This is a genomic window from Haladaptatus halobius (genome assembly GCF_020618475.1).
Taxonomy (GTDB): domain Archaea; phylum Halobacteriota; class Halobacteria; order Halobacteriales; family Haladaptataceae; genus Haladaptatus; species Haladaptatus halobius.
The window spans coordinates 453,108-471,001 of record NZ_CP085338.1; the positions used below are offsets into that span (position 1 = coordinate 453,108).

Here is a 17,894-nt window from a genome sequence, read left to right on the forward strand (position 1 = left end):
AAAGATTCCTTCCGAGGAGAGTTGGTGCCCCGCTCTCACCAGGCCAATATCGGTAACAATGCGCCACTATTTTTACTTGCATATTTATGATAATATTGCAGACAGCTACGGATGGAATTTTTAGGCAATCCGAAAAATGTTGATGTAGTGAGAAGTTATAAGAGGATAGCGCACCTATTACTGACTACGATGAGTACCCAAGAAATCGTCCGTCAGAAAGCCGGTACCGTTGAAGAAAACCCTGTTCGTCTTGACAAGGACAAGGCAGAGCAGGTCATCGACGCGCTGAACACGGATCTGGCCGATGCTTATGTGCTATACCACCAACTTCACAAGCATCACTGGAATGTTGCAGGTGCCGAGCACCTTGATGTTCACGTGTTCCTCCAGGAAGCGTACGAGGATGTCGAAGAGGCGGCTGATGAAATCGCCGAGCGCGTGCAGGCTCTCGGTGGGGTTCCCCACGCAAGTATGACTGCCCTTGCCGATGCCGCGACGGTCGAATCCGAAGACGAGGATGTCTATGACATCCGCACCTCATTTGAGCATGATCTCGAAATGTACGGTGATATCATCGAGAGCTACCGCGAGCACATCGAACTCGTCGATGGGCTCGGTGACTTTGCCACGGGTGAAATGCTTCGCGAGCAGCTCGAAGATCTCGAGGAGCATGCGCACGTCATCGATCACTACCTTGAGGACGACACCCTGGTGCTTGAGTCGGCAACTCACTAATTGTGTTGCCAACATCCGAAGGTGGAAATACATCTTTTGGTAATCAATTGGAATAGATGAATTAGGAAATTGTGAACTACCCCGCCATTGAGGGTGGGGCTTCCTGCTTCTACGACACGCTTTTTTATGGCGGTGTGTTGCACAGGGAGCGCAGTCTCCACAGGCGTTCGGTTTGGACCGTCCCTTTCCTACCGGTTTGACGGTCCTGCTGGCGAGACTGGTGGACTGTGCATCCGTGTTCTTGGATTTGAACGCAGAACAACGCGCCGACCGTCTTACTACGACGTTCAAATACAGCAGTAGGAAGGCTTTGGCGTTCGGTGAAAGTAACTCAAAGACGGCGCTGTATCTCCGCCCTAACGGGCGAGGTTTTAGCGCCTGCATTAAACATAACTGTATTTCAGCTGTCTTAAAGAGTTACCACTTGATGAGAAGATGAGCACAGGCATGTGCGTGACTATCCCGACAATTTGAGAGAACGAGTCAGTGCAATCGTATCTTGCAAATGCTCTATGGCACGGATTCGATCTCGATCGACTACATATTATTATCATGACTACTTCCACGACTGAATCCGTGAAACTCCCTTATCTCATTGACTGCGAGGGATAGAGTCAAGGTTCATGTATTGTTCATTGAGTATATAGAATTACATGATGGAAGGATAATAAGAGAATTAGGTGAGCCTAAACTATTATGGTTTCGGGTAGCCTACAGAGGTGGAGGAGAAATAAATGACTCATAAGAGGGCCGAAACTGGTGATCAGCAGGGTACCAGCCGTCGAACGTTCCTCCAATCGTATGCTGTCGGTGGATTTGTCTCTGGGATGCATCGCCCGTGGAGTGTTCAGGAAACTAAACCGACAGCAAATGATTGTAAATATCTCGATAGAGTTCGTACTGAAACGTTTCAGGGCTCCGGAGCACAAATCAGAGATCGACCACCGCTTCGGGGAACCTGTATCGAAGCCCTACCGGATCTCTCTGGAGAACTCACGATTTATCTTGGTGGAGGCGAGGGCGGAATATATATGAATTTGATGAATCTATTTGAAGATATTTATCCAGAGTTTACAGCTCGTATTCGCCTTGCGCCGTCACCGCAACTCGCAAACACCATCATCGAAGAGACAAGAGGTGGGGCTAGCCCAGCAGATGTGTTCTGGGCAGTCGATGCAGGCTCCTTGGATGTCGTCGCCAATGCCGACGCGACCAGTACGCTTCCGAAAGAAGTGGTCAACACCGTCCCAAAGACATTTCATCCGAACAACCAGTGGGTCGGTATCGCCGGTCGTGCACGGAGCATTCCGTACAATACGGAACGATTCTCTGAAGCGGATATCCCGACCGATATTTTCGCGTTCCCCAGAGCGGAGCGCTTCACGGGTGTTATGGGCTGGGCGCCAACGTACGAGGCGTTCCAAGCGTTTGTCACGGCGATGCGTGTACTAAATGGGGAGCAGAAAACGAAGCAATGGCTCAGAGGGATGCTTGATCAAGAACCAACTGAGTATCCCGACGAGTTCCTCGTCTCGAATGCAGTCGCTGATGGCGAAATTGATGCCGGATTCGCGAACCACTACTACGCCCTTCGCGTCAAAGCCGCGCGTCCGAAGGCTCCGATTGAGCTCGCATTTACGAAAAACGATGCTGGCGCACTGATCAACGTTGCCGGTGCAGAGGTCATTCGAGGGACGAGAAAGAAAGCCTTGGCGGTGGCGTTTATCCGCCACCTCCTCTCGGTCGAGGCGCAAGAATACTTCACCACTCGGGCGTTCGACTACCCGATGATTCCGGGCGTCCCGCCCGTCGGTGGTCTCCCCCGAATTAACGAATTAAATCCACCGAACATCGACCTCATGAAGCTTTCAGACCTGCAGCCAACACTCGCGCTGATGCGGGAGGTTGGCGTACTCTGATACCAATTCGACATGATGATACGTTATGATCTAAAATGGATTACTACACGCATTACAGGCGGAGAGATTGACCGACGACCTCCGCTTGGGTTGACGTTGTTAAGCGGCGCCATCGCCGCGACTGTCCTCTCCCCAATTGTCTGGCTCCTCCTTCGGGCGCTCAATATGGGTATTGAGCGCGCTGTCGAACTGCTCGTTCATCCATCAACGATTCATGTACTCCTCAACAGCATCGCACTCGTCATTGCGGTCACCACCACTTCAGTTCTCCTTGGCGTTCCTCTTGCTGTGTTGACCGTGCAGACATCGCTTCCGTTCCGACGAATTTTGACGGTACTCATTGCACTCCCACTCGTCATCCCAAGTTATATCGGCGCCTTCGCCTATGTCTCGGCGTTTGGCCCACGAGGTGACCTCGCAGACGTTCTCTCCCCACTCGGTATCGAGGAAATCCCAGCAATATACGGTTTTGGCGGCGCGGTTCTGGTTCTCACATTGTACGTCTATCCGTACGTGTTTCTCACTACGCGTGCAGCATTACTATCCTTCGACATGACGCTTTTCGACGCAGCTCGCACGCTGAACCAGACACCATGGGGCGCCTTCAGACGAATTACCGTCCCCCAAATCACACCGGGTATAGCCGCCGGTGCACTTTTAGTCGCTCTCTACACCCTCTCGGATTTTGGTACACCCGCGATCATGCACGCAGATGTCTTCACAAGCGTAATTTATGTTGAGTACAACACCTTTGCTCGCGATGCGGCTGCCTTGCTCTCGCTACAGTTACTGGCACTAACAGCACTTATCCTCGCAATCGAGTCACGAATCCAACCGAGGAATCGCACAGCTTACGTCAGCCGTGGTGTCCGTGGAATGAGCGAGATATCCCTCGGAAGTTGGACAGCGCCAGCACTCATGCTGTGTTCGACTGTTGCCTTGTTGACAATCGGTATCCCACTTGGCATTCTATTTGTGTGGTTCCTCCGCACTGCCTTTGGAAATGGCGGTATTGGTAGTGGTTTTGCATTTCAGTGGGCCTACGGCTGGAACTCGGTCTACGTTTCTGGCCTCGCTGCAGTCGTCGCCATCGTTCTAGCGATACCTGTTGCCTACCTATCAGCACGTTCGCAGTCGCGCATTGCGACAGTGTTCGATCGGGCAACCTACGTTGGCTATGCCGTACCGGGAATCGTCCTCGGCCTGTCGTTGGTATACTTTGGGGTGACCTATGCACCGACGTTCTATCAAACTCTGCCGCTCTTGATCTTTGCATATGTTGTCCGGTTCCTCCCACAAGCCGTGGGTACAACACATTCATCCGTGTTACAGGTTGACCCAACGCTCGTCGAAGCCGCCCGCACTTTGGGACATACATCGACGAGTGCATTTCGGCGAGTGACACTGCCACTGATCGCGCCGGGCGTCATCGCGGGCGCAGCACTCGTGTTCCTCACGACGATGAAAGAACTTCCAGCGACGCTCCTTCTCCACCCAACAGGGTTTGACACGCTCGTGACGTATATCTGGCTCGTTCAGAGCGCTGGCTACTATGACCAAGCCGCACTTCCGGCGCTTGTGCTTGTCGGCGTTTCTGGGCTCACGATGCTCATTATCCTCACGCAGGAGGCTACCGATGTCGAATAATGACCACAGGAATAGCGAAAGCGCTGATATGCCGAGCACTCACATCTCGGAAGACGATCCAACTCGGTCACCGATACTTCGCCTCCACGAAATAACTAAAATGTACGGTGAGGAGATGGCCGTCAAGGATCTCTCACTATCGGTTTACAAAGGGGAAGTACTCACGCTGCTCGGGCCATCAGGGTGTGGAAAAACGACGACGCTGCGTCTCCTGGCCGGTCTGGATCGTCCGACGAGCGGTACTATCGATCTTGGCGAGACATGCATCGCTAGCGATGAGACGTTCGTCTCGGCCGAAAAGCGCGATATTGGTCTCGTCTTTCAAGATTTTGCTCTCTTTCCCCATCTGACTATCGCTGAGAACATCGCCTTCGGACTAAGTAATTTGGTCACCGATGAGAAGGAACGACGCGTCAACGAATTACTCGATCTCATTGACTTACCTGGATTCCGCGACCGAATGCCAGATCAACTTTCGGGCGGCCAACAACAGCGCGTTGCCCTTGCACGGGCACTTGCACCTAAGCCGTCAATTCTGTTGCTCGACGAACCATTCTCGAATTTGGATGTTCGCCTTCGTATCGAGATGCGCGAAGAGATTCGTCGCATCTTGAAAACAGCCGGCGTCACCGCTATTTCAGTCACGCACGACCAAGAAGAAGCGCTCTCCATCGGTGACCGCGTCGCCGTGATGAACGACGGCCATGTCGAACAAGTCGATCGGCCTGAAGTGGTGTTTCAGCACCCTCAATCGCGATTTATAGCCGAATTCCTCGGCCAAGCTAACTTCCTGTCAGGACGCATTTACGACACGCATATTGAAACTGGAATTGGAGTACTCGAGACCAACTGCATTGACGGATATCGAAACGAGGAGATCGATATACTTGTTCGTCCTGATGACCTCCGGGCGGTACCGACCACCCAAGATGATTCTAACGGGTATGTCATCCACCGGCAGTACAGTGGCAGCTCGTTCATTTACCGAATACGACTTACGAACGGCAATGTAGTTCATTGTTTGCACAATCACACTGAACGGCATGAAATCAACACACCGGTTCGCGTTGATCTCATCGCCAACCACACACTTACTGCCTTCCCACAGCTTGAGAAAACGGCATGAGAGATTTTTGGGCGATGTTCGCTATCACCTGTAGAAATCGACAACTGAGTCTGCCGACAGAAGATTAGGGCCACGAGTCGACGGCGTTGTCAGCCGCAATCCACCCATCGGTGTTTCCGTCTTCGAGAAAGACGACTCGACCGGGACGGCTTTCAAGGGCGGTAACCTCGGTCTGGAGAGCAGGTGGTTGATCCGATGTCGTGTCGCGTTCCGATCGGGAACTGGTAGGCATCACCGGAATTAGGTAGACCTAAATTAAAAAGGTTTTGGACAGCGTTAACAAAACTGGTCACGCGTTAGCCGAGTCACGGGCATTGTCTGCTCGTGGGAGTCCCATTCTCAGCATCGATATCCCTGGCGTCGGTCTCGTTATCGAAAATGGCAAGTTACAGAATCATACTATCACTCGACCCGCGCCGCAAGACGTGGGTAAGCGTTCGAAATCCAGATCACGAATCGTTCGCGGACGCGATATCGCCATTCAAGGGAAGGGTTGCGGCGAGACGTTTGGCGACAACAGGACTGATGTTCTCTGCTAACTTTCTCGCTTCGTCCTCGTAGTCGTCGAGCTCGAGGACATCGCGGAAGAATTGTAAGAGTAAGATATAGGTTTCGTATAGCTCTTCGGCGGTTTCACGGCCGTCGGTTGTGAGCGTTGCGCCTTTGTACGGTTCGTAAGTGACGAGACCTCTATCTTCGAGGCGCTGGAGCATCTCAGTCGTGGCGGCGGCGGATCGATCTACCGTTTCGGCAATTTCACCCGGTGCAATCGGTGCTGGATTTCCCCGTTCGGCGACGCAGAGGGCGAGGAGGTATTGAGCGGCCCCAGTCATCGGTCAACGAAACAGGAGTTGAGTGAATTCTGATTGGACGGAGTTTTGAGTGTTTGCTGTTGGGCGAATCGGGGAATTTCTTTGGTCAGTGACCAGCAGCGTCGAAGAGAGACGGCTCCCATCCGCTACTCCTCCTGTGACCCACAGTCAACGCGGTGGTCAGCTCTATTCGATGCTGCCCGTAAGTCGGATTCTGGTTCGTCAGTGGCGTCCCCATCCTCAACTTCATCATCTTCCTCGTTTTCACCAAAGAACGCGAGGTAAAGTTGGCCCCACAATCGAGCGCGTGTGCGACGGAGTCCTCGTTTCATCGTCTAATCACGCCCTCCGGACTAGATGATTCCGAACTGCTCGTTGACATCGCTTGCACGTTGCATTAAGACGGGCGACCGTCACTAGAACTGGGTGATCGACTGGAAAATCCTCATAGAGGTACGGGAGGAGACTTTGGTGCCGAATGCCAGCTTCGACATTCTGGCTCGTGGTCGACTGAAGGAACTCCTGGCGCTGCTGGGCGAGTTCCTCACAGCGGGTACGATGGTTCGCAAGCGTCTCGTGTCGCTGTTGCAGCGACTCGAAGTCGAGTGCGGTCAGCGGTGTCTCATTTGCGTTGGCTATCCACGCGATGATATCGTCGACGGTTTCACTGACGGCTTTGAGATGCGTCTTTTCTCGCGCGAGTGCTTCACGTAACACCTCTGTTTCGGTTTGTCGAGCGGTGGCCTCCGTGATGATCGCTTGCTTTAGCGCAGTGGAGAACGATGTCTCGGACGTCGGCGCCAGTGCAAGTGCAATCGAGTCCGTGAGTTCGTTTTGGATGGTTGTTAACAAGGATTCAGACGCATCTATATCTGCGACGCTATGCGGGCGGATTGTTTCGGCGAAAGCGGTACGAACCGCACGAGAGCGATCGTCGGTCGATGTCTCGGTATGGGTTCGTGTACCAGCAGCAGCTGTGATCCCGGATGTGGACGACGGTGTTGGATCTGTCGGGAAATCCGATACTCGGTCGATGAACATCCCGAACGCCTCGAGCTTCGCATCGACGGCTTCTTGTTCGGCCTGTGCACGCGTTCGAGCGTGATCGATGTAGGTTTCGACTGGCATCCTACACCTCCGAGTGGATGGGGGCACTAGCGAGTCCGTTTGGTTCAGCTTCCCTTGCGAGAACAAGGGTGACTTTCCAGTCTCCTCCGTTGTCGACGACCTGCAGCGAGGATGGAGGCCAGTCGGGCTGCCGACGATAGAGATCGAGCACAACTGGGAGAACAGGAAGCCGTCCCTGCTGTGGGGAGAGCGCGTACTCTGATATCTTAACGACAACTGATCGGGTACCGGCGTCGAGATCGATCGACCACGGTGACCGTGTGTAGCCCCCGACCAACCCGCGTTCCTGCAGCAGCGTGAGGGTCGCCGTGAGCGGGTTCTCGGTGGCCTCGGGAGCGGTCAATCGAGTCGAGGCATGGGCGAGGATGTCGGCTTGTTCGGTGGGTGTTAACCTCGTGTCAAGTTCTGTCGACATGTTTTCGAGGAGACATAGACAGAGGAGATCAGGGTTAGCAATGGTTTCCGCTAAATCAAAGTACGCACCCATGACTGCTGTTTCGACGGCGTCGTAGCCGGCATCTGAGAGTGTCTCGAAGACAGCTGCAGTGACACGATGACAGAATTCGACGAGGTCTTGCTGTGCTGAATCGCGAACTGTGGTGTCGAGGACGGGCTCCGTAAGCGTCCAGTCGTTATCGTCTCGAGAGTGGTTCATCGGCCGACTATTCGATGTGAGTGGGCCGGTGTCTTGGCAGACAATCACGTCGTAGTGCGGGAGCTGTGGGTCGTACCGACGGAGTACTGCACGGTACTGTTCGGTCGCCCGGGCGGCGCTCTGGGCGGTCGTACGTCCGTCGAAGCGTTTTCCGGCCGCTGGAACCGGATGGTCGCCTGTACGGCCGCAAATGAGGTAGTACTCACCGTCATCGCTAGCAAGCGCCTCGATGTGTTCGCGGATTTCGATGAGTGTTGTACCGACCATACGGTTCACCTGCGAGCGATCCCGATTTCGGGGGAGACATTACACTGTTTTGAGGTTTCCATGAGTCTGTCACCATGAACGTCCAGACGCTTTTCGAGACATACCGTGAGGGACTTCGCGAAATCGGCATTCTCGTCTGTAGCCTCCCATATATCGGTGCATACAATCTCGATAACCCCTTCCTCGTTGCACGTGTCCATTATGACAGTAACATCCAAAATCGGGAACTGGGAGTTGTGATCTGACTGCTTGAATCCGTCGATCTGAAGGCTCATTATCTTAGGATATATTCGCTAGCACTTGAATTTTTAGGCCCGCCTAAAACAGTGTCGAGTCGAAATTCCGTGAACTCTGAGACCAAAATGACAAACCAACCGAACAATCTGACTCATTATTGTCCAACAATGAACAATTTATGATCGAATTGTTAGCTAAGCGCCAGACACTCACCTTCCAAGGCAATAATCTCATCGTCATTGTTTTTCTGCCCCTGACGGGTGCGGGGCGTTCTATCATGAGCGCCTCGATGATTGGTGATTTCGCTAATTACAGGGGGTAATCCCCCTTCCTCAAGGAGCAACGCAGGGAGCGAAGCGACCGAGTAGCGCAGTAGGGAGGGGATACAGCGCCGTCATCGTCTTACAGACACCTGCTTATTGCTGGTTCACAGGCCTATGCACCGATACGTTTATGTTGAAACAAAGTATAAACACAGATGATGGATAGGCACGAAATAGAAGGGCACGAAGTCATCGAGAGCGAGGTGAAAGCGACCGGCAACGGCGCACATGTTCTCGTTCCAAAACGGTGGCGTGGCGCAGACGTGAAAATCGTCCGAACGTCTGAACCCGACGAGTAACCAATATGAACTACAACTACAGGTATCAGCTCAAACCGTCGAAGAGCCAGCGCGAGACGCTGGACTATCACCGCGATACCTGTAGGCAACTCTACAACCACGCCCTGTACCGTTTCAACCAGATTCCCCAAGACGAAGGAACCGTCAAACAGCGCGTCCGTAAAATCCGCGACGAGCTTCCCGACCTGAAAGACTGGTGGGAGGCACTGACCGACGTGTACTCGAAGGTGTTACAGCCCACCGTCATGCGAATTGCGCACAACGTCAAAGCACTTGGGAAGCTCAAAGAACAAGGCTATACCGTCGGTAAGCTACGATGGAAGTCGCCACGCGAGTTCCACAGTTTCACCTACAACCAGTCTGGCTTCGAACTCGACAAGAAGGGTGGTCAGACTGTGTTGTCACTGTCGAAACTCGCGGATATTCCCATCACACTGCACCGACCAGTGCCTGACGGCGCCACCATCAAAGAAGTCACGCTCAAGAAAGAGCCGACCGGCGAGTGGTTCGCCATTTTCGGAATCGAGCACGATTCCGAGCCGCCCGCGAAACCAGCGAATCCCAAGAAGTGTGTCGGTATCGACGTGGGGATTCTGAAATACGCTCACGATACGGATGGGTTTGCCGTTGGGTCGCTCGACCTCTCAGATAAGCGAGAACGACTGGAACGCGAGCAACGCACACTCTCGCGGAAGGAACACGGCTCGAACAACTGGGAGAACCAACGTCAGTGCGTAGCCGAGTGCCACCAGCGCATCAAGCGGAAACGCCGTGACTTTCTCCATCGGCTCTCGGCGTACTACGCTCGGGAGTACGACCTCGTGGCCGTCGAAGACCTCGACGTGAGGGGGATGCTCGAATCTCCGAGAAACAGCCGTAACACGGCGTCAGCGGCGTGGCACACCTTCCGACGGATGCTCGAATACAAGTGCAAGCATGAGGGGACGTACTTCGTGGCGGTCGAATCCGACGGGACGACCAAAGAGTGCGCTAAGTGCGGTGTCGAGACTGAGAAGCCGTTGTGGGTGCGCGAACACTCGTGTCCCGCCTGCGGCTTCGAGGCAGACAGGGATGCAAATGCGGCATGGAACGTTCTTTCTCGCGGCCTTTCCGAGCTAGGAGTGGTTCAATCCGAAGGAACGCCTGTGGAGACTGCGCTCTCTACGGGAACCGATTCGGTTCCTGCAAAGCGCGTCGTCGAAGCAGGAAGCCCCGCCCTCAAGGAGCGAGCGAAAGCGAGCGAGTAGGGCGGGGTAGTTCACAGACCGCTATGCGAGTGCCTTCGACGAAGACGTACCGAGTGAGACGACCACTCTGTGTCCCGAATGCGCCGGGCGAGTGACGACCAATACGCAGAAAACGATATGTGAGGTTTCTGGCCTCGTCCTTGCCTGTCAGTCTACCTTAACATCTCAGTACATACCGAACAGCGTGTTTGCACCATCGCAATCATGCAGATCAGACTGATGATCGCGGCAGGTGGTTCAAACGAGACAGGTTCGCGCCCAGCGGAATCAAATTTGAAACGAGATTGCAGCGACGAGGGAGCAAATTGAATGAGAAACCTCCTAACGCGACTTGCTGGACGGTCGCAAAGCACCGTTATCGTCGAGTGCCGCCACTGCGGCACAGCAGTCAGTGTCGAAGCGAGCGACTGTCCTCGCTTCGGCCACGACGGGATCGCAATCTACCGATTCGACTGAGAACGCTCGTCTCTGTTCAATCCTCGACATAAGGTGCCCTTTGCGTGGAGCGTCGCGAATGATTTTGTGTGCCCCCGAAGGGTGCGGGGCACAGCAACTGTGCCTCGTGGAAAGATCATGTCTAGTAAGACCCACATCCTGTCCCGCCTGACGTACAGTACACGAGTCGCGAAGCGCGCCCAGTACGAAGTCCTCGAATTTTCAGTCAAAACAAGGGGTGTTTGTGTTCGCAATACCAGTCACGCAAATCCAGCCGACCACGAATATCTCGTCACTGTTCACAATGGGATACCTATCGCCTGTGAGTGCCCTGCGGATGATCGCTACGACGGGGCGTGCAAACACCGCGTTGGGGTCGCTCATTGAGGCTTCGAGAATGACGGCCAACCCGTCCTCTGTCAGGTGGTTACTCAGAATGCAGAATTCGTCGTTCGGATGGTCGGCATAGGTTCTAGCTTAAGTCCTAGGAGAGTGCTCCTGTGACTCATCCGAAATGATATCGTTCTTATTTTATATATTTGTCCACTCTATTTACTCTCCAGCAACCTCTCGAATAGTGACTGTTGAGGAATTGGCTGCGTGCGGTTTAGCATGAACGTCTTTATGCGAACGCGCATACGGAGGAGTATGAATCCGGATTTGAGCGCCGAATTTCGCCTCTCTTCATCGTCTCTCGCACTGATCGGCCTTGCTGCGTCTATCCCAAATGCCCGCATCAAACTCGATGAGGTCGTTGGAGTAGATCACTCGGTACTCCTCTGCTGGGTCGAAGCAGAGTCCTACGACACTGTTGAGGCGGCACTTGACGCTGAGGCGTCGATTGCGGCGTGGACACTGCTTGAAGGTGCGACGGAGCGACGGCTGTATCGGCTTCGCATGGCCGAGTCGACCGAGGTGCAGGTCGCGATTCCCGAGGAATTCATCAAGCGTGGCACGACGCCAATCCATGCAACGATTACGGAGGATGGCTGGCTCATGCGGGCCCGCTTCCCTGATCGAACCACCCTCACGGAGTACCGCGACGCCTGCCATCAACGGGGAATGTCGTTCACTCTCGAAGGGCTCTATCAACCGACGACAGACTCCGAGGGCGAGGGACTGTCTCTCGCTGGGTTGACGCCAAAACAGCGGGAGGCACTACTACTCGCATACGAAGAAGGATATTACGATCTCCCGCGGGGGACGGACCTCACCGACCTGAGCGACCGCCTCGGTATTTCCCGGCGATCACTCTCCGACCGTCTTCGCAGGGCGGAGCGAGAAATCATTGCAACCGCAATCACCAACGAACGTCTCACTCCGAAGGACGCTAGTTTCACACAACCTGATAACATCGAGTGAGTGCGTCCGCAGATGCTGGCGTCGTTGGCCGCTCAGACTATGGACTGATCGCTACACATCCAGCACGCTTCAAGCGGCAGTTCGGACTACCCATATAAAGACGCTCCAAACGGAGAGACAGCCTGATTCGGTTCTCTGGCGAACAACGAGTATGGAACAGACAAACACGAGTACAGTCGCAGTGCGCTACATCGTCGACGACGTCGATACGGCGATCGACTTCTATACCAATCAGTTAGGGTTTGAGGTCCAGATGCACCCGGCACCGGGATTTGCAGGACTGAAACGCGGTAATCTTCGCCTGCAGCTGAATAAGCCGGGAGCCGGTGGAGGTGGGCAGGCCATGCCTGACGGAACCCTCCCCGAGCCTGGGGGGTGGAACCGCTTCCAGATCGAGGTTGAGGATTTGACCGCCACCGTCGAACAGCTGAAGAACCAAGGAGCCAGCTTCCGCAACGAGTTCGTGGCTGGGAAGGGCGGCAAGCAGATTCTGCTCGAAGATCCGGCCGGCAACGTGGTCGAACTCTTCGAACCACCGGGAGAATCATAGCGGAGGCGGCCGAGAGATGGGCCTCGAACGCATACGGCAGGCGCTAGCCGCGACCTTTGTGGGGAGCGACTGCCGGGTGGTCACGCTCGCGCTCGCACGCGCGGCCGACTCCTTCGGGAATATGTTTCTTCTCATCGTCATTCCTCTCTACATTGCAATAGGGCCGGTCGACGTCCAGCCACTGCTCGGGGTACAGGTGCCGGTCGTCGGCATCTCGCTGACCGAGGCGTTGCTCATCGGCGTGCTGCTCTCACTGTTCGGATTTCTGAGTAGCTTCGGCCAGCCCTTCGTCGGGCTGCTCTCCGATCAAACCGACAGACGGCGGGCGTACATCCTCCTCGGACTAGCATTGCTCACTGTCGCCAACGCCGCGTTCGCGTTCGTTACCGACTACCGTCTCCTGATCGGTCTCCGGATGCTCCAAGGGATCGGGGCCGCATTCACAATCCCGTGTACCGCTGCGTTGGTCAGCGAACTCTCGTCAGACGAGGACCGCGGCGGGAATTTCGGGGTGTACAATACTTTCCGACTGATCGGCGTCGGCTTTGGCCCCATCGTTGCGGGAGTCATCATCGGGGCGGGTTCTGGCCGGATCGCAGAGTACTCGTTCGCGCTCGCCGGGCGAGTCGTCGAGATGAGCGGCTTCGATGCCGCCTTCTTTGTCGCCGCCGCCAGTGCGCTCGTGAGTTTCCTGCTCGTGACGCTGTTCGTCTCCGACCCCGCGGAGACCCGCGCGAGCGCAAGTCAGGACCTCTCCATTGCCGTTCGCGGTTCCGATAGTGGCCAATTGCTTGATCCGGTGTTCGTGGTCGGCGTTGCGACGCTGTTCATGGCACTCGGACTCACGCTATTTGCGACGCTTCAACCCATCATCAACGAGCGTTTGGGCCAAGGCGGGACACTGTTCGCGGTTGAGTTTGCTGCCGCCGCCATCGCTAATATCGTCTTCCAAGTGCCGATCGGACGGGCGAGTGACCGGTACGGCCGACGGCCCTTCTTGATAGCCGGGTGCGCCATCTTTGTGCCCTCGATACTCGTACAGGGATTTGTCTTCAGTCCACTGATGATGATTCTCGCCCGCTTCATCCAGGGTATCGGAATCGCGCTGGTGTTTGCGCCCGGGCTCGCGTTCGCGGGTGACCTCGCGCAGGAGGGCGGGTCGAGCACCCGGCTGGCAGTGGTGACAATGGCGTTTGGGCTGGGCACCGCACTCGGACCGCTCGCGGCCGGCTTTCTCGTCGGGTACGGTGTTGTCGTCCCATTCGCGGTTAGCGCAATCCTTGGCATGTGTGGGCTCGTGCTCGTCTATACACAAGTCTTCGAGACCATCGAGGAAGAGTATCGAACCGGTGAGGAACCGGATGCTACTGTCTGAATTGGTGATATGGCGCAGAAATCGGGTCGTGAGGTCGTGACTCAGGCATCGCTCCCCTATTGTCTCGGAAGTCTCCGATTAGCTAGTCGACTCATGAGGGGAGCGACTGCGAACGTACGCAGCTACAAGTCATTTAGAAAACGTTGGTTTACGTGATTGCAGGCGAGAAAGCCTCGCCCTTGCGGGCGGGGATGAATCGCCGTCTTTGTTCACTTTCACTGTACGGTACAGTCTTCGGTGCTCTCCGTGCGTTTTTCTGGGTATCCGACGCGGTACATCCGCGCCCATACCGGGACAATCGGACAAATTCGGACTTCCCGACCGAGGCTCGAAGTACCCCTTCGGGATCGGTTGGGTACCGACGCTAAACAACCAAGTACCTCCGAATCCCTCACGGGAGAGGAGTAACGGCTACTTGGCATGGCCAGCACCTCGTCGGTGTGTAAACCGTAAACTCCCACCGAACCAGCGACCGACGTTGTGGGAATCCTCGCCCTTCAGGGCGGGGAGGATGTCAACACCCACCAACGTCGGTGATCGAAAGCCGGGTCACGAGGGCTTTTCCCGAAGGGCGGTTACGCGCATTAGCTCGCAAAACGGGACTCGTTGAGCGTCGGCGAAAACTCGACGTGGCCGCTCTGTTTTGGGCACTCATGCTCGGGTTCACTGTTGGTGACTTGATGTATTTAGCGCACATATGAGTACTTGCGGCAAGATATATGAGCTTTAGCACCGAATAGACAGTTATGACCGAGGATGGACCACCTGCGTCTACCGCACGTGAACAGTGGCACGCTGATCGAACGACGTTCCAGCGAGTCTATGATATCCTCGTCGGGACGTACGATCCAGCGTCTGCACAGCAATTTGCCGAGTGGGCCGACTGCTCTGAGAACGGTGCGCGGCAAGCACTCGAGCAACTGACGGAGATGGGGATCGCCAAGCGAACTGACAGCCGACCGGCGACCTACCAGCGCAATCCCTCATACTTCCGCTGGAAACGTGTCGAACAGTTGGCTCATGAGCACAGTCCGAGCGATCTTCGCGCACGAATCGACGACCTCATCGAGGAAGATCAGGCTTTCCAAGTAGAGTACGGCGTTCCCGACCCGGACGCTGTCGTCACTTCCGACGATGCGGGTGAGGATCATGAGTCGTTGGACGAACGCTGGGATGACCTCACCAAGTGGCGAACGATTCGTCGCGATATCACCGTCCTCAAACGGGCGGTTCAGCGAGCCGAGTCCACGACTGATGATCGAGCACAGGCCTGACCCGTGACGGAGCGACCCGAAGGCTCGAGCGGGCCACTCGATATTCCAACACTCACAGTGCTTGCACAGCGGGCAGCCACGCATCCACTCGTCAGTAACTGGCAGTTCCGGCCGGATTCGATCACGCCGCGCGTTCTCGAACTCCAAGTGGACTCGGAGCAGTATCCAACAGCAATTCACGACGTTCGCGTCGATATTCGATGGTTCGAAGGTGGTGACTACTCCGTCCACTACCTCGAGATATCCGCAGACGAGACGTGGCAATGCCGATGGGATCGCCACCCCAAACCAAACACACCGACTGGACACTTCCATCCACCACCGACTGCAGAAGACACCGTTGAACCTTCACCACTTGATGCCGATCACCACCTAGATGTTCTGTTTGCCGTCCTCGACTGGATTGGTGAGCGAGTACAAGAGCTCTACGATGTGTAACAACGGTACTTTTGAACTGTTGCACTCATCGGCGGATTTCGCAGGGATGACGTACCGCTGGTCGGTGCCACGTCAACGAGTGTGGATACCAGTGGTTTGTCCTCTGCATAGGTTCCTCGTCCGCGAGTCGAGAGTCCACGCGAGCGCGACTCGCAGTCACGCTCGCGGCCTTTCAACCCAGCAGTGACGTATACTTCGTCGATTTCGACTGGGCCAACGAGATGGAGGGAAGGCGTGTCGAGCAGTTCGCCAGAACGCTCGACTAGTACGACCTTGTCCTCATCGTCGACAAAAGTACAGTGGAGAGACGGATCACGCGTCGTCAGTTGGATCGTACGGGTGTGCGTCGTCGACTGACGGCGCCCCGATGGCGAGGATACGTGTGGCCGTTTCGGCGGTTTCGGGATTGAACGCCCTCTGTGGGCTCCCAGGATCGACGAAGAGGACTTGGTCGGACTCAACGACATACGTCTCGTCAGGGGTTTCGACGTGAAGCGTCCCGTCGAGAACGTAGAATGCCTCGACTTGCTCGTCGTGGGAGTGGTAGCTCAGCCCGGACTGCTCACCGGGAGAGAGTTCGTAGACTCGAAGACCGAGCTTCGAGTTCTGATAGTCGTATCCTGCTGCAACACTGAGCGACCGGACATCGGTCGGACGGTCGTCCCACTGGTCAAGGTCGGTAGGGTCGATGAGATGGTAACCCATACCTATCGCTGTCGATGGAAGGTGATTAAATGCTCGGACTAGCAGTCTTCTACAGGCTAAACAGGTCGAGTACCTCGGGGCGTGACCCCGAGGCAGTTCACGCATTTTTCGCCTTCACACCGAGCACTCGTTTCGCTGAGACGGCGTTCGTCGCCCAAACGGTCGTCGCCTGTCTCGCGAACGAGGAGATGATCGGCGAAACGATCAGGCTCTTCGGCGGCGATAGCCCCATCGAGCAAGCGATCCGCCCTGATAACGGGTAGTAAGCGGAAGTCTCGCCCCTTAGGACGATTCGACGCGGGTTGTGTCGGTAGTCGCTAGCAGTTCATCAATAAATGCTGTGAGGAGGTCATCAGGGTCGCGAGTAGGATTGTCCGGCGGTTTCTTCCAAAATTCGACATTGAACTCACGCGTGGCCGTAGCCTGCTCCTCTGTGGCGATGGCCATGAGAATCGCCTGCTGATAGATTATGATTGTCCGGTGATCGTCAACGTCGAGATGTTCGATCGCGGCTCTCTCAAGTGCAGCGCGGAGATCTACCGGTTCGGCTACTGTACACTGCTGCACCGGATCAGTATCGCCCACCATAGTAGTCGATACTTCTCGTCAGTACAAGTATGCGTGCATATCTATCGGAGACGCACCCCACCAAGGTATAATCCGTTTAAGATTACAAACGCGCCTAACGCCGTGTAGATTATCGTTGAGGAGGGCACGGTATTCTCATCAACAGCCCAGCTAATGATTGAAATCCCAATAACTGCGAGTACGTACCCGAGTAGTTGCCAGCTGAGGGTCATACTAATTATCTGAATTGGGCCAAATTCACGGGGGGAACGAGTAGTAGAGGGCATTATTCAATTAGAGATGCGTTGTCGGCAAAAAGATTCCCTGTATAGACTGGTAATCTGCTGTGCTGACTATGCGCCTTGTATCTTGCAGCGGCTCAGTGAGTTGCCGAGCTTCTGTCACAAACGTCCTGCTGACTACAGAGAATGTAATCAGTATCAAATCCGTCGTTCAACCCGTGTGATTGGGATTGAGCACGTAGTAGACTATAGTCATCGAGAGTCCCATGAGAACCGCTTGGAAAGTCACCGAGTCACCAAGCATTGTGCCAATAAGAAGTACAGTCACAGCGGCTGTGAAGCCGACGAGAACAGCATATTGGACACGGGACAAGCTTCGCATCCAGTCATCAAGACGACGATACAGTTGCCTCGTGTTGCTCATAAATCACGTTTTAACGGGTAGTACAATAAGATTCCCCTGACAAACTCGCGCCCTGTATCTTGCACACGCGCTGAAACCTATCACCGCAAGAGGGTTTCAACAACGCCGCCAGGCCATAGTGTTACTC

22 protein-coding genes and 1 pseudogene are annotated in these 17,894 nt (G+C 55.0%); 14 read left to right on the plus strand and 9 right to left on the minus strand.

The window, feature by feature from the left end; genetic code table 11:
* Positions 1–189 precede the first annotated feature (189 nt).
* The 4 genes from dpsA to LIW51_RS29710 all read left to right on the plus strand — a co-directional run bounded on the left by dpsA (position 190) and on the right by LIW51_RS29710 (position 5,427).
* The gene (dpsA, locus tag LIW51_RS29695; RefSeq protein WP_227379141.1) at positions 190–735 is read left to right on the plus strand and encodes a DNA starvation/stationary phase protection protein DpsA; all 546 of its coding nucleotides are present in this window, start codon (positions 190–192) and stop codon (positions 733–735) included.
* Between the two features lie 734 nt (positions 736–1,469).
* Positions 1,470–2,654 (plus strand): extracellular solute-binding protein, encoded by a 1,185-nt coding sequence (locus LIW51_RS29700; protein ID WP_227379142.1) that lies wholly within the window; start codon positions 1,470–1,472, stop codon positions 2,652–2,654.
* A 12-nt stretch (positions 2,655–2,666) separates the two neighbouring features.
* Positions 2,667–4,301: an ABC transporter permease gene (locus tag LIW51_RS29705; RefSeq protein WP_438267447.1), complete on the plus strand. Its 1,635-nt coding sequence runs from the start codon at positions 2,667–2,669 to the stop codon at positions 4,299–4,301.
* Between the two features lie 28 nt (positions 4,302–4,329).
* Positions 4,330–5,427 (plus strand): ABC transporter ATP-binding protein, encoded by a 1,098-nt coding sequence (locus LIW51_RS29710; RefSeq protein ID WP_227379143.1) that lies wholly within the window; start codon positions 4,330–4,332, stop codon positions 5,425–5,427.
* Positions 5,428–5,491: 64 nt separating this feature from the next.
* On the opposite strand, the gene LIW51_RS29715 is transcribed toward LIW51_RS29710, so the two are convergent.
* The 6 genes from LIW51_RS29715 to LIW51_RS29740 all read right to left on the minus strand — a co-directional run bounded on the left by LIW51_RS29715 (position 5,492) and on the right by LIW51_RS29740 (position 8,564).
* Positions 5,492–5,659, minus strand: a complete 168-nt coding sequence (locus LIW51_RS29715; RefSeq protein WP_227379144.1) for a hypothetical protein — start codon at positions 5,657–5,659, stop codon at positions 5,492–5,494.
* A gap of 217 nt (positions 5,660–5,876) precedes the next feature.
* On the minus strand, positions 5,877–6,260 hold the full coding sequence (locus tag LIW51_RS29720; protein WP_227379145.1) for a metal-dependent transcriptional regulator: 384 nt from the start codon (positions 6,258–6,260) through the stop codon (positions 5,877–5,879).
* Between the two features lie 125 nt (positions 6,261–6,385).
* The gene (locus LIW51_RS29725) at positions 6,386–6,571 is read right to left on the minus strand and encodes a hypothetical protein (RefSeq protein ID WP_227379146.1); all 186 of its coding nucleotides are present in this window, start codon (positions 6,569–6,571) and stop codon (positions 6,386–6,388) included.
* A gap of 7 nt (positions 6,572–6,578) precedes the next feature.
* Entirely contained in the window at positions 6,579–7,367 is a 789-nt protein-coding gene (locus LIW51_RS29730) for a DUF7260 family protein (protein ID WP_227379147.1), read from the minus strand.
* Position 7,368: 1 nt separating this feature from the next.
* Positions 7,369–8,289: a DUF7551 domain-containing protein gene (locus LIW51_RS29735; protein WP_227379148.1), complete on the minus strand. Its 921-nt coding sequence runs from the start codon at positions 8,287–8,289 to the stop codon at positions 7,369–7,371.
* Positions 8,290–8,294: 5 nt separating this feature from the next.
* Positions 8,295–8,564, minus strand: a complete 270-nt coding sequence (locus tag LIW51_RS29740; protein ID WP_227379149.1) for a hypothetical protein — start codon at positions 8,562–8,564, stop codon at positions 8,295–8,297.
* A 443-nt stretch (positions 8,565–9,007) separates the two neighbouring features.
* On the opposite strand from LIW51_RS29740, the gene LIW51_RS29745 reads away from it, so the two are divergent.
* From LIW51_RS29745 to LIW51_RS29790, 9 genes are all read left to right on the plus strand, one after another.
* The gene (locus LIW51_RS29745) at positions 9,008–9,148 is read left to right on the plus strand and encodes a DUF2080 family transposase-associated protein (RefSeq protein WP_227379150.1); all 141 of its coding nucleotides are present in this window, start codon (positions 9,008–9,010) and stop codon (positions 9,146–9,148) included.
* 5 nt (positions 9,149–9,153) lie between these two features.
* Positions 9,154–10,395, plus strand: coding sequence for an RNA-guided endonuclease InsQ/TnpB family protein (locus LIW51_RS29750; RefSeq protein WP_227379151.1), 1,242 nt, complete (start codon positions 9,154–9,156; stop codon positions 10,393–10,395).
* 309 nt (positions 10,396–10,704) lie between these two features.
* A complete protein-coding gene (locus tag LIW51_RS29755) occupies positions 10,705–10,851 on the plus strand; it encodes a hypothetical protein (RefSeq protein ID WP_227379152.1) in 147 nt (48 codons plus the stop codon).
* Between the two features lie 117 nt (positions 10,852–10,968).
* Complete coding sequence (locus LIW51_RS29760; RefSeq protein ID WP_368411873.1) at positions 10,969–11,217, plus strand: SWIM zinc finger family protein; 249 nt, start codon at positions 10,969–10,971, stop codon at positions 11,215–11,217.
* A gap of 261 nt (positions 11,218–11,478) precedes the next feature.
* Positions 11,479–12,192, plus strand: a complete 714-nt coding sequence (locus tag LIW51_RS29765) for a helix-turn-helix domain-containing protein (RefSeq protein WP_227379153.1) — start codon at positions 11,479–11,481, stop codon at positions 12,190–12,192.
* 151 nt (positions 12,193–12,343) lie between these two features.
* Positions 12,344–12,742, plus strand: a complete 399-nt coding sequence (locus LIW51_RS29770) for a VOC family protein (RefSeq protein WP_227379154.1) — start codon at positions 12,344–12,346, stop codon at positions 12,740–12,742.
* Between the two features lie 16 nt (positions 12,743–12,758).
* A complete protein-coding gene (locus tag LIW51_RS29775; protein ID WP_227379155.1) occupies positions 12,759–14,117 on the plus strand; it encodes an MFS transporter in 1,359 nt (452 codons plus the stop codon).
* A gap of 746 nt (positions 14,118–14,863) precedes the next feature.
* Positions 14,864–15,391, plus strand: a complete 528-nt coding sequence (locus LIW51_RS29785; RefSeq protein ID WP_227379156.1) for a DUF7342 family protein — start codon at positions 14,864–14,866, stop codon at positions 15,389–15,391.
* 3 nt (positions 15,392–15,394) lie between these two features.
* Positions 15,395–15,829, plus strand: a complete 435-nt coding sequence (locus tag LIW51_RS29790; RefSeq protein WP_227379157.1) for a toxin-antitoxin system TumE family protein — start codon at positions 15,395–15,397, stop codon at positions 15,827–15,829.
* Positions 15,830–15,853: 24 nt separating this feature from the next.
* Here the strand turns inward: LIW51_RS29790 and LIW51_RS29795 are convergent.
* Together LIW51_RS29795 and LIW51_RS29800 are read right to left on the minus strand one after the other, a co-directional pair.
* Positions 15,854–16,092, minus strand: a pseudogene (locus LIW51_RS29795) (IS1595 family transposase); the annotation flags it as partial.
* Between the two features lie 49 nt (positions 16,093–16,141).
* Positions 16,142–16,534 carry a cupin domain-containing protein gene (locus LIW51_RS29800; RefSeq protein WP_227379158.1) on the minus strand — a complete coding sequence of 131 codons (393 nt, stop codon included), beginning with the start codon at positions 16,532–16,534 and terminating at the stop codon, positions 16,142–16,144.
* Positions 16,535–16,563: 29 nt separating this feature from the next.
* Here LIW51_RS29800 and LIW51_RS29805 point away from each other — a divergent pair, with 29 nt between their 5' ends.
* Entirely contained in the window at positions 16,564–16,797 is a 234-nt protein-coding gene (locus tag LIW51_RS29805; RefSeq protein ID WP_227379159.1) for a hypothetical protein, read from the plus strand.
* A gap of 19 nt (positions 16,798–16,816) precedes the next feature.
* Here LIW51_RS29805 and LIW51_RS29810 read toward each other — a convergent pair whose 3' ends face one another.
* Positions 16,817–17,122 (minus strand): hypothetical protein, encoded by a 306-nt coding sequence (locus LIW51_RS29810; protein WP_227379160.1) that lies wholly within the window; start codon positions 17,120–17,122, stop codon positions 16,817–16,819.
* Positions 17,123–17,894: the final 772 nt, after the last annotated feature.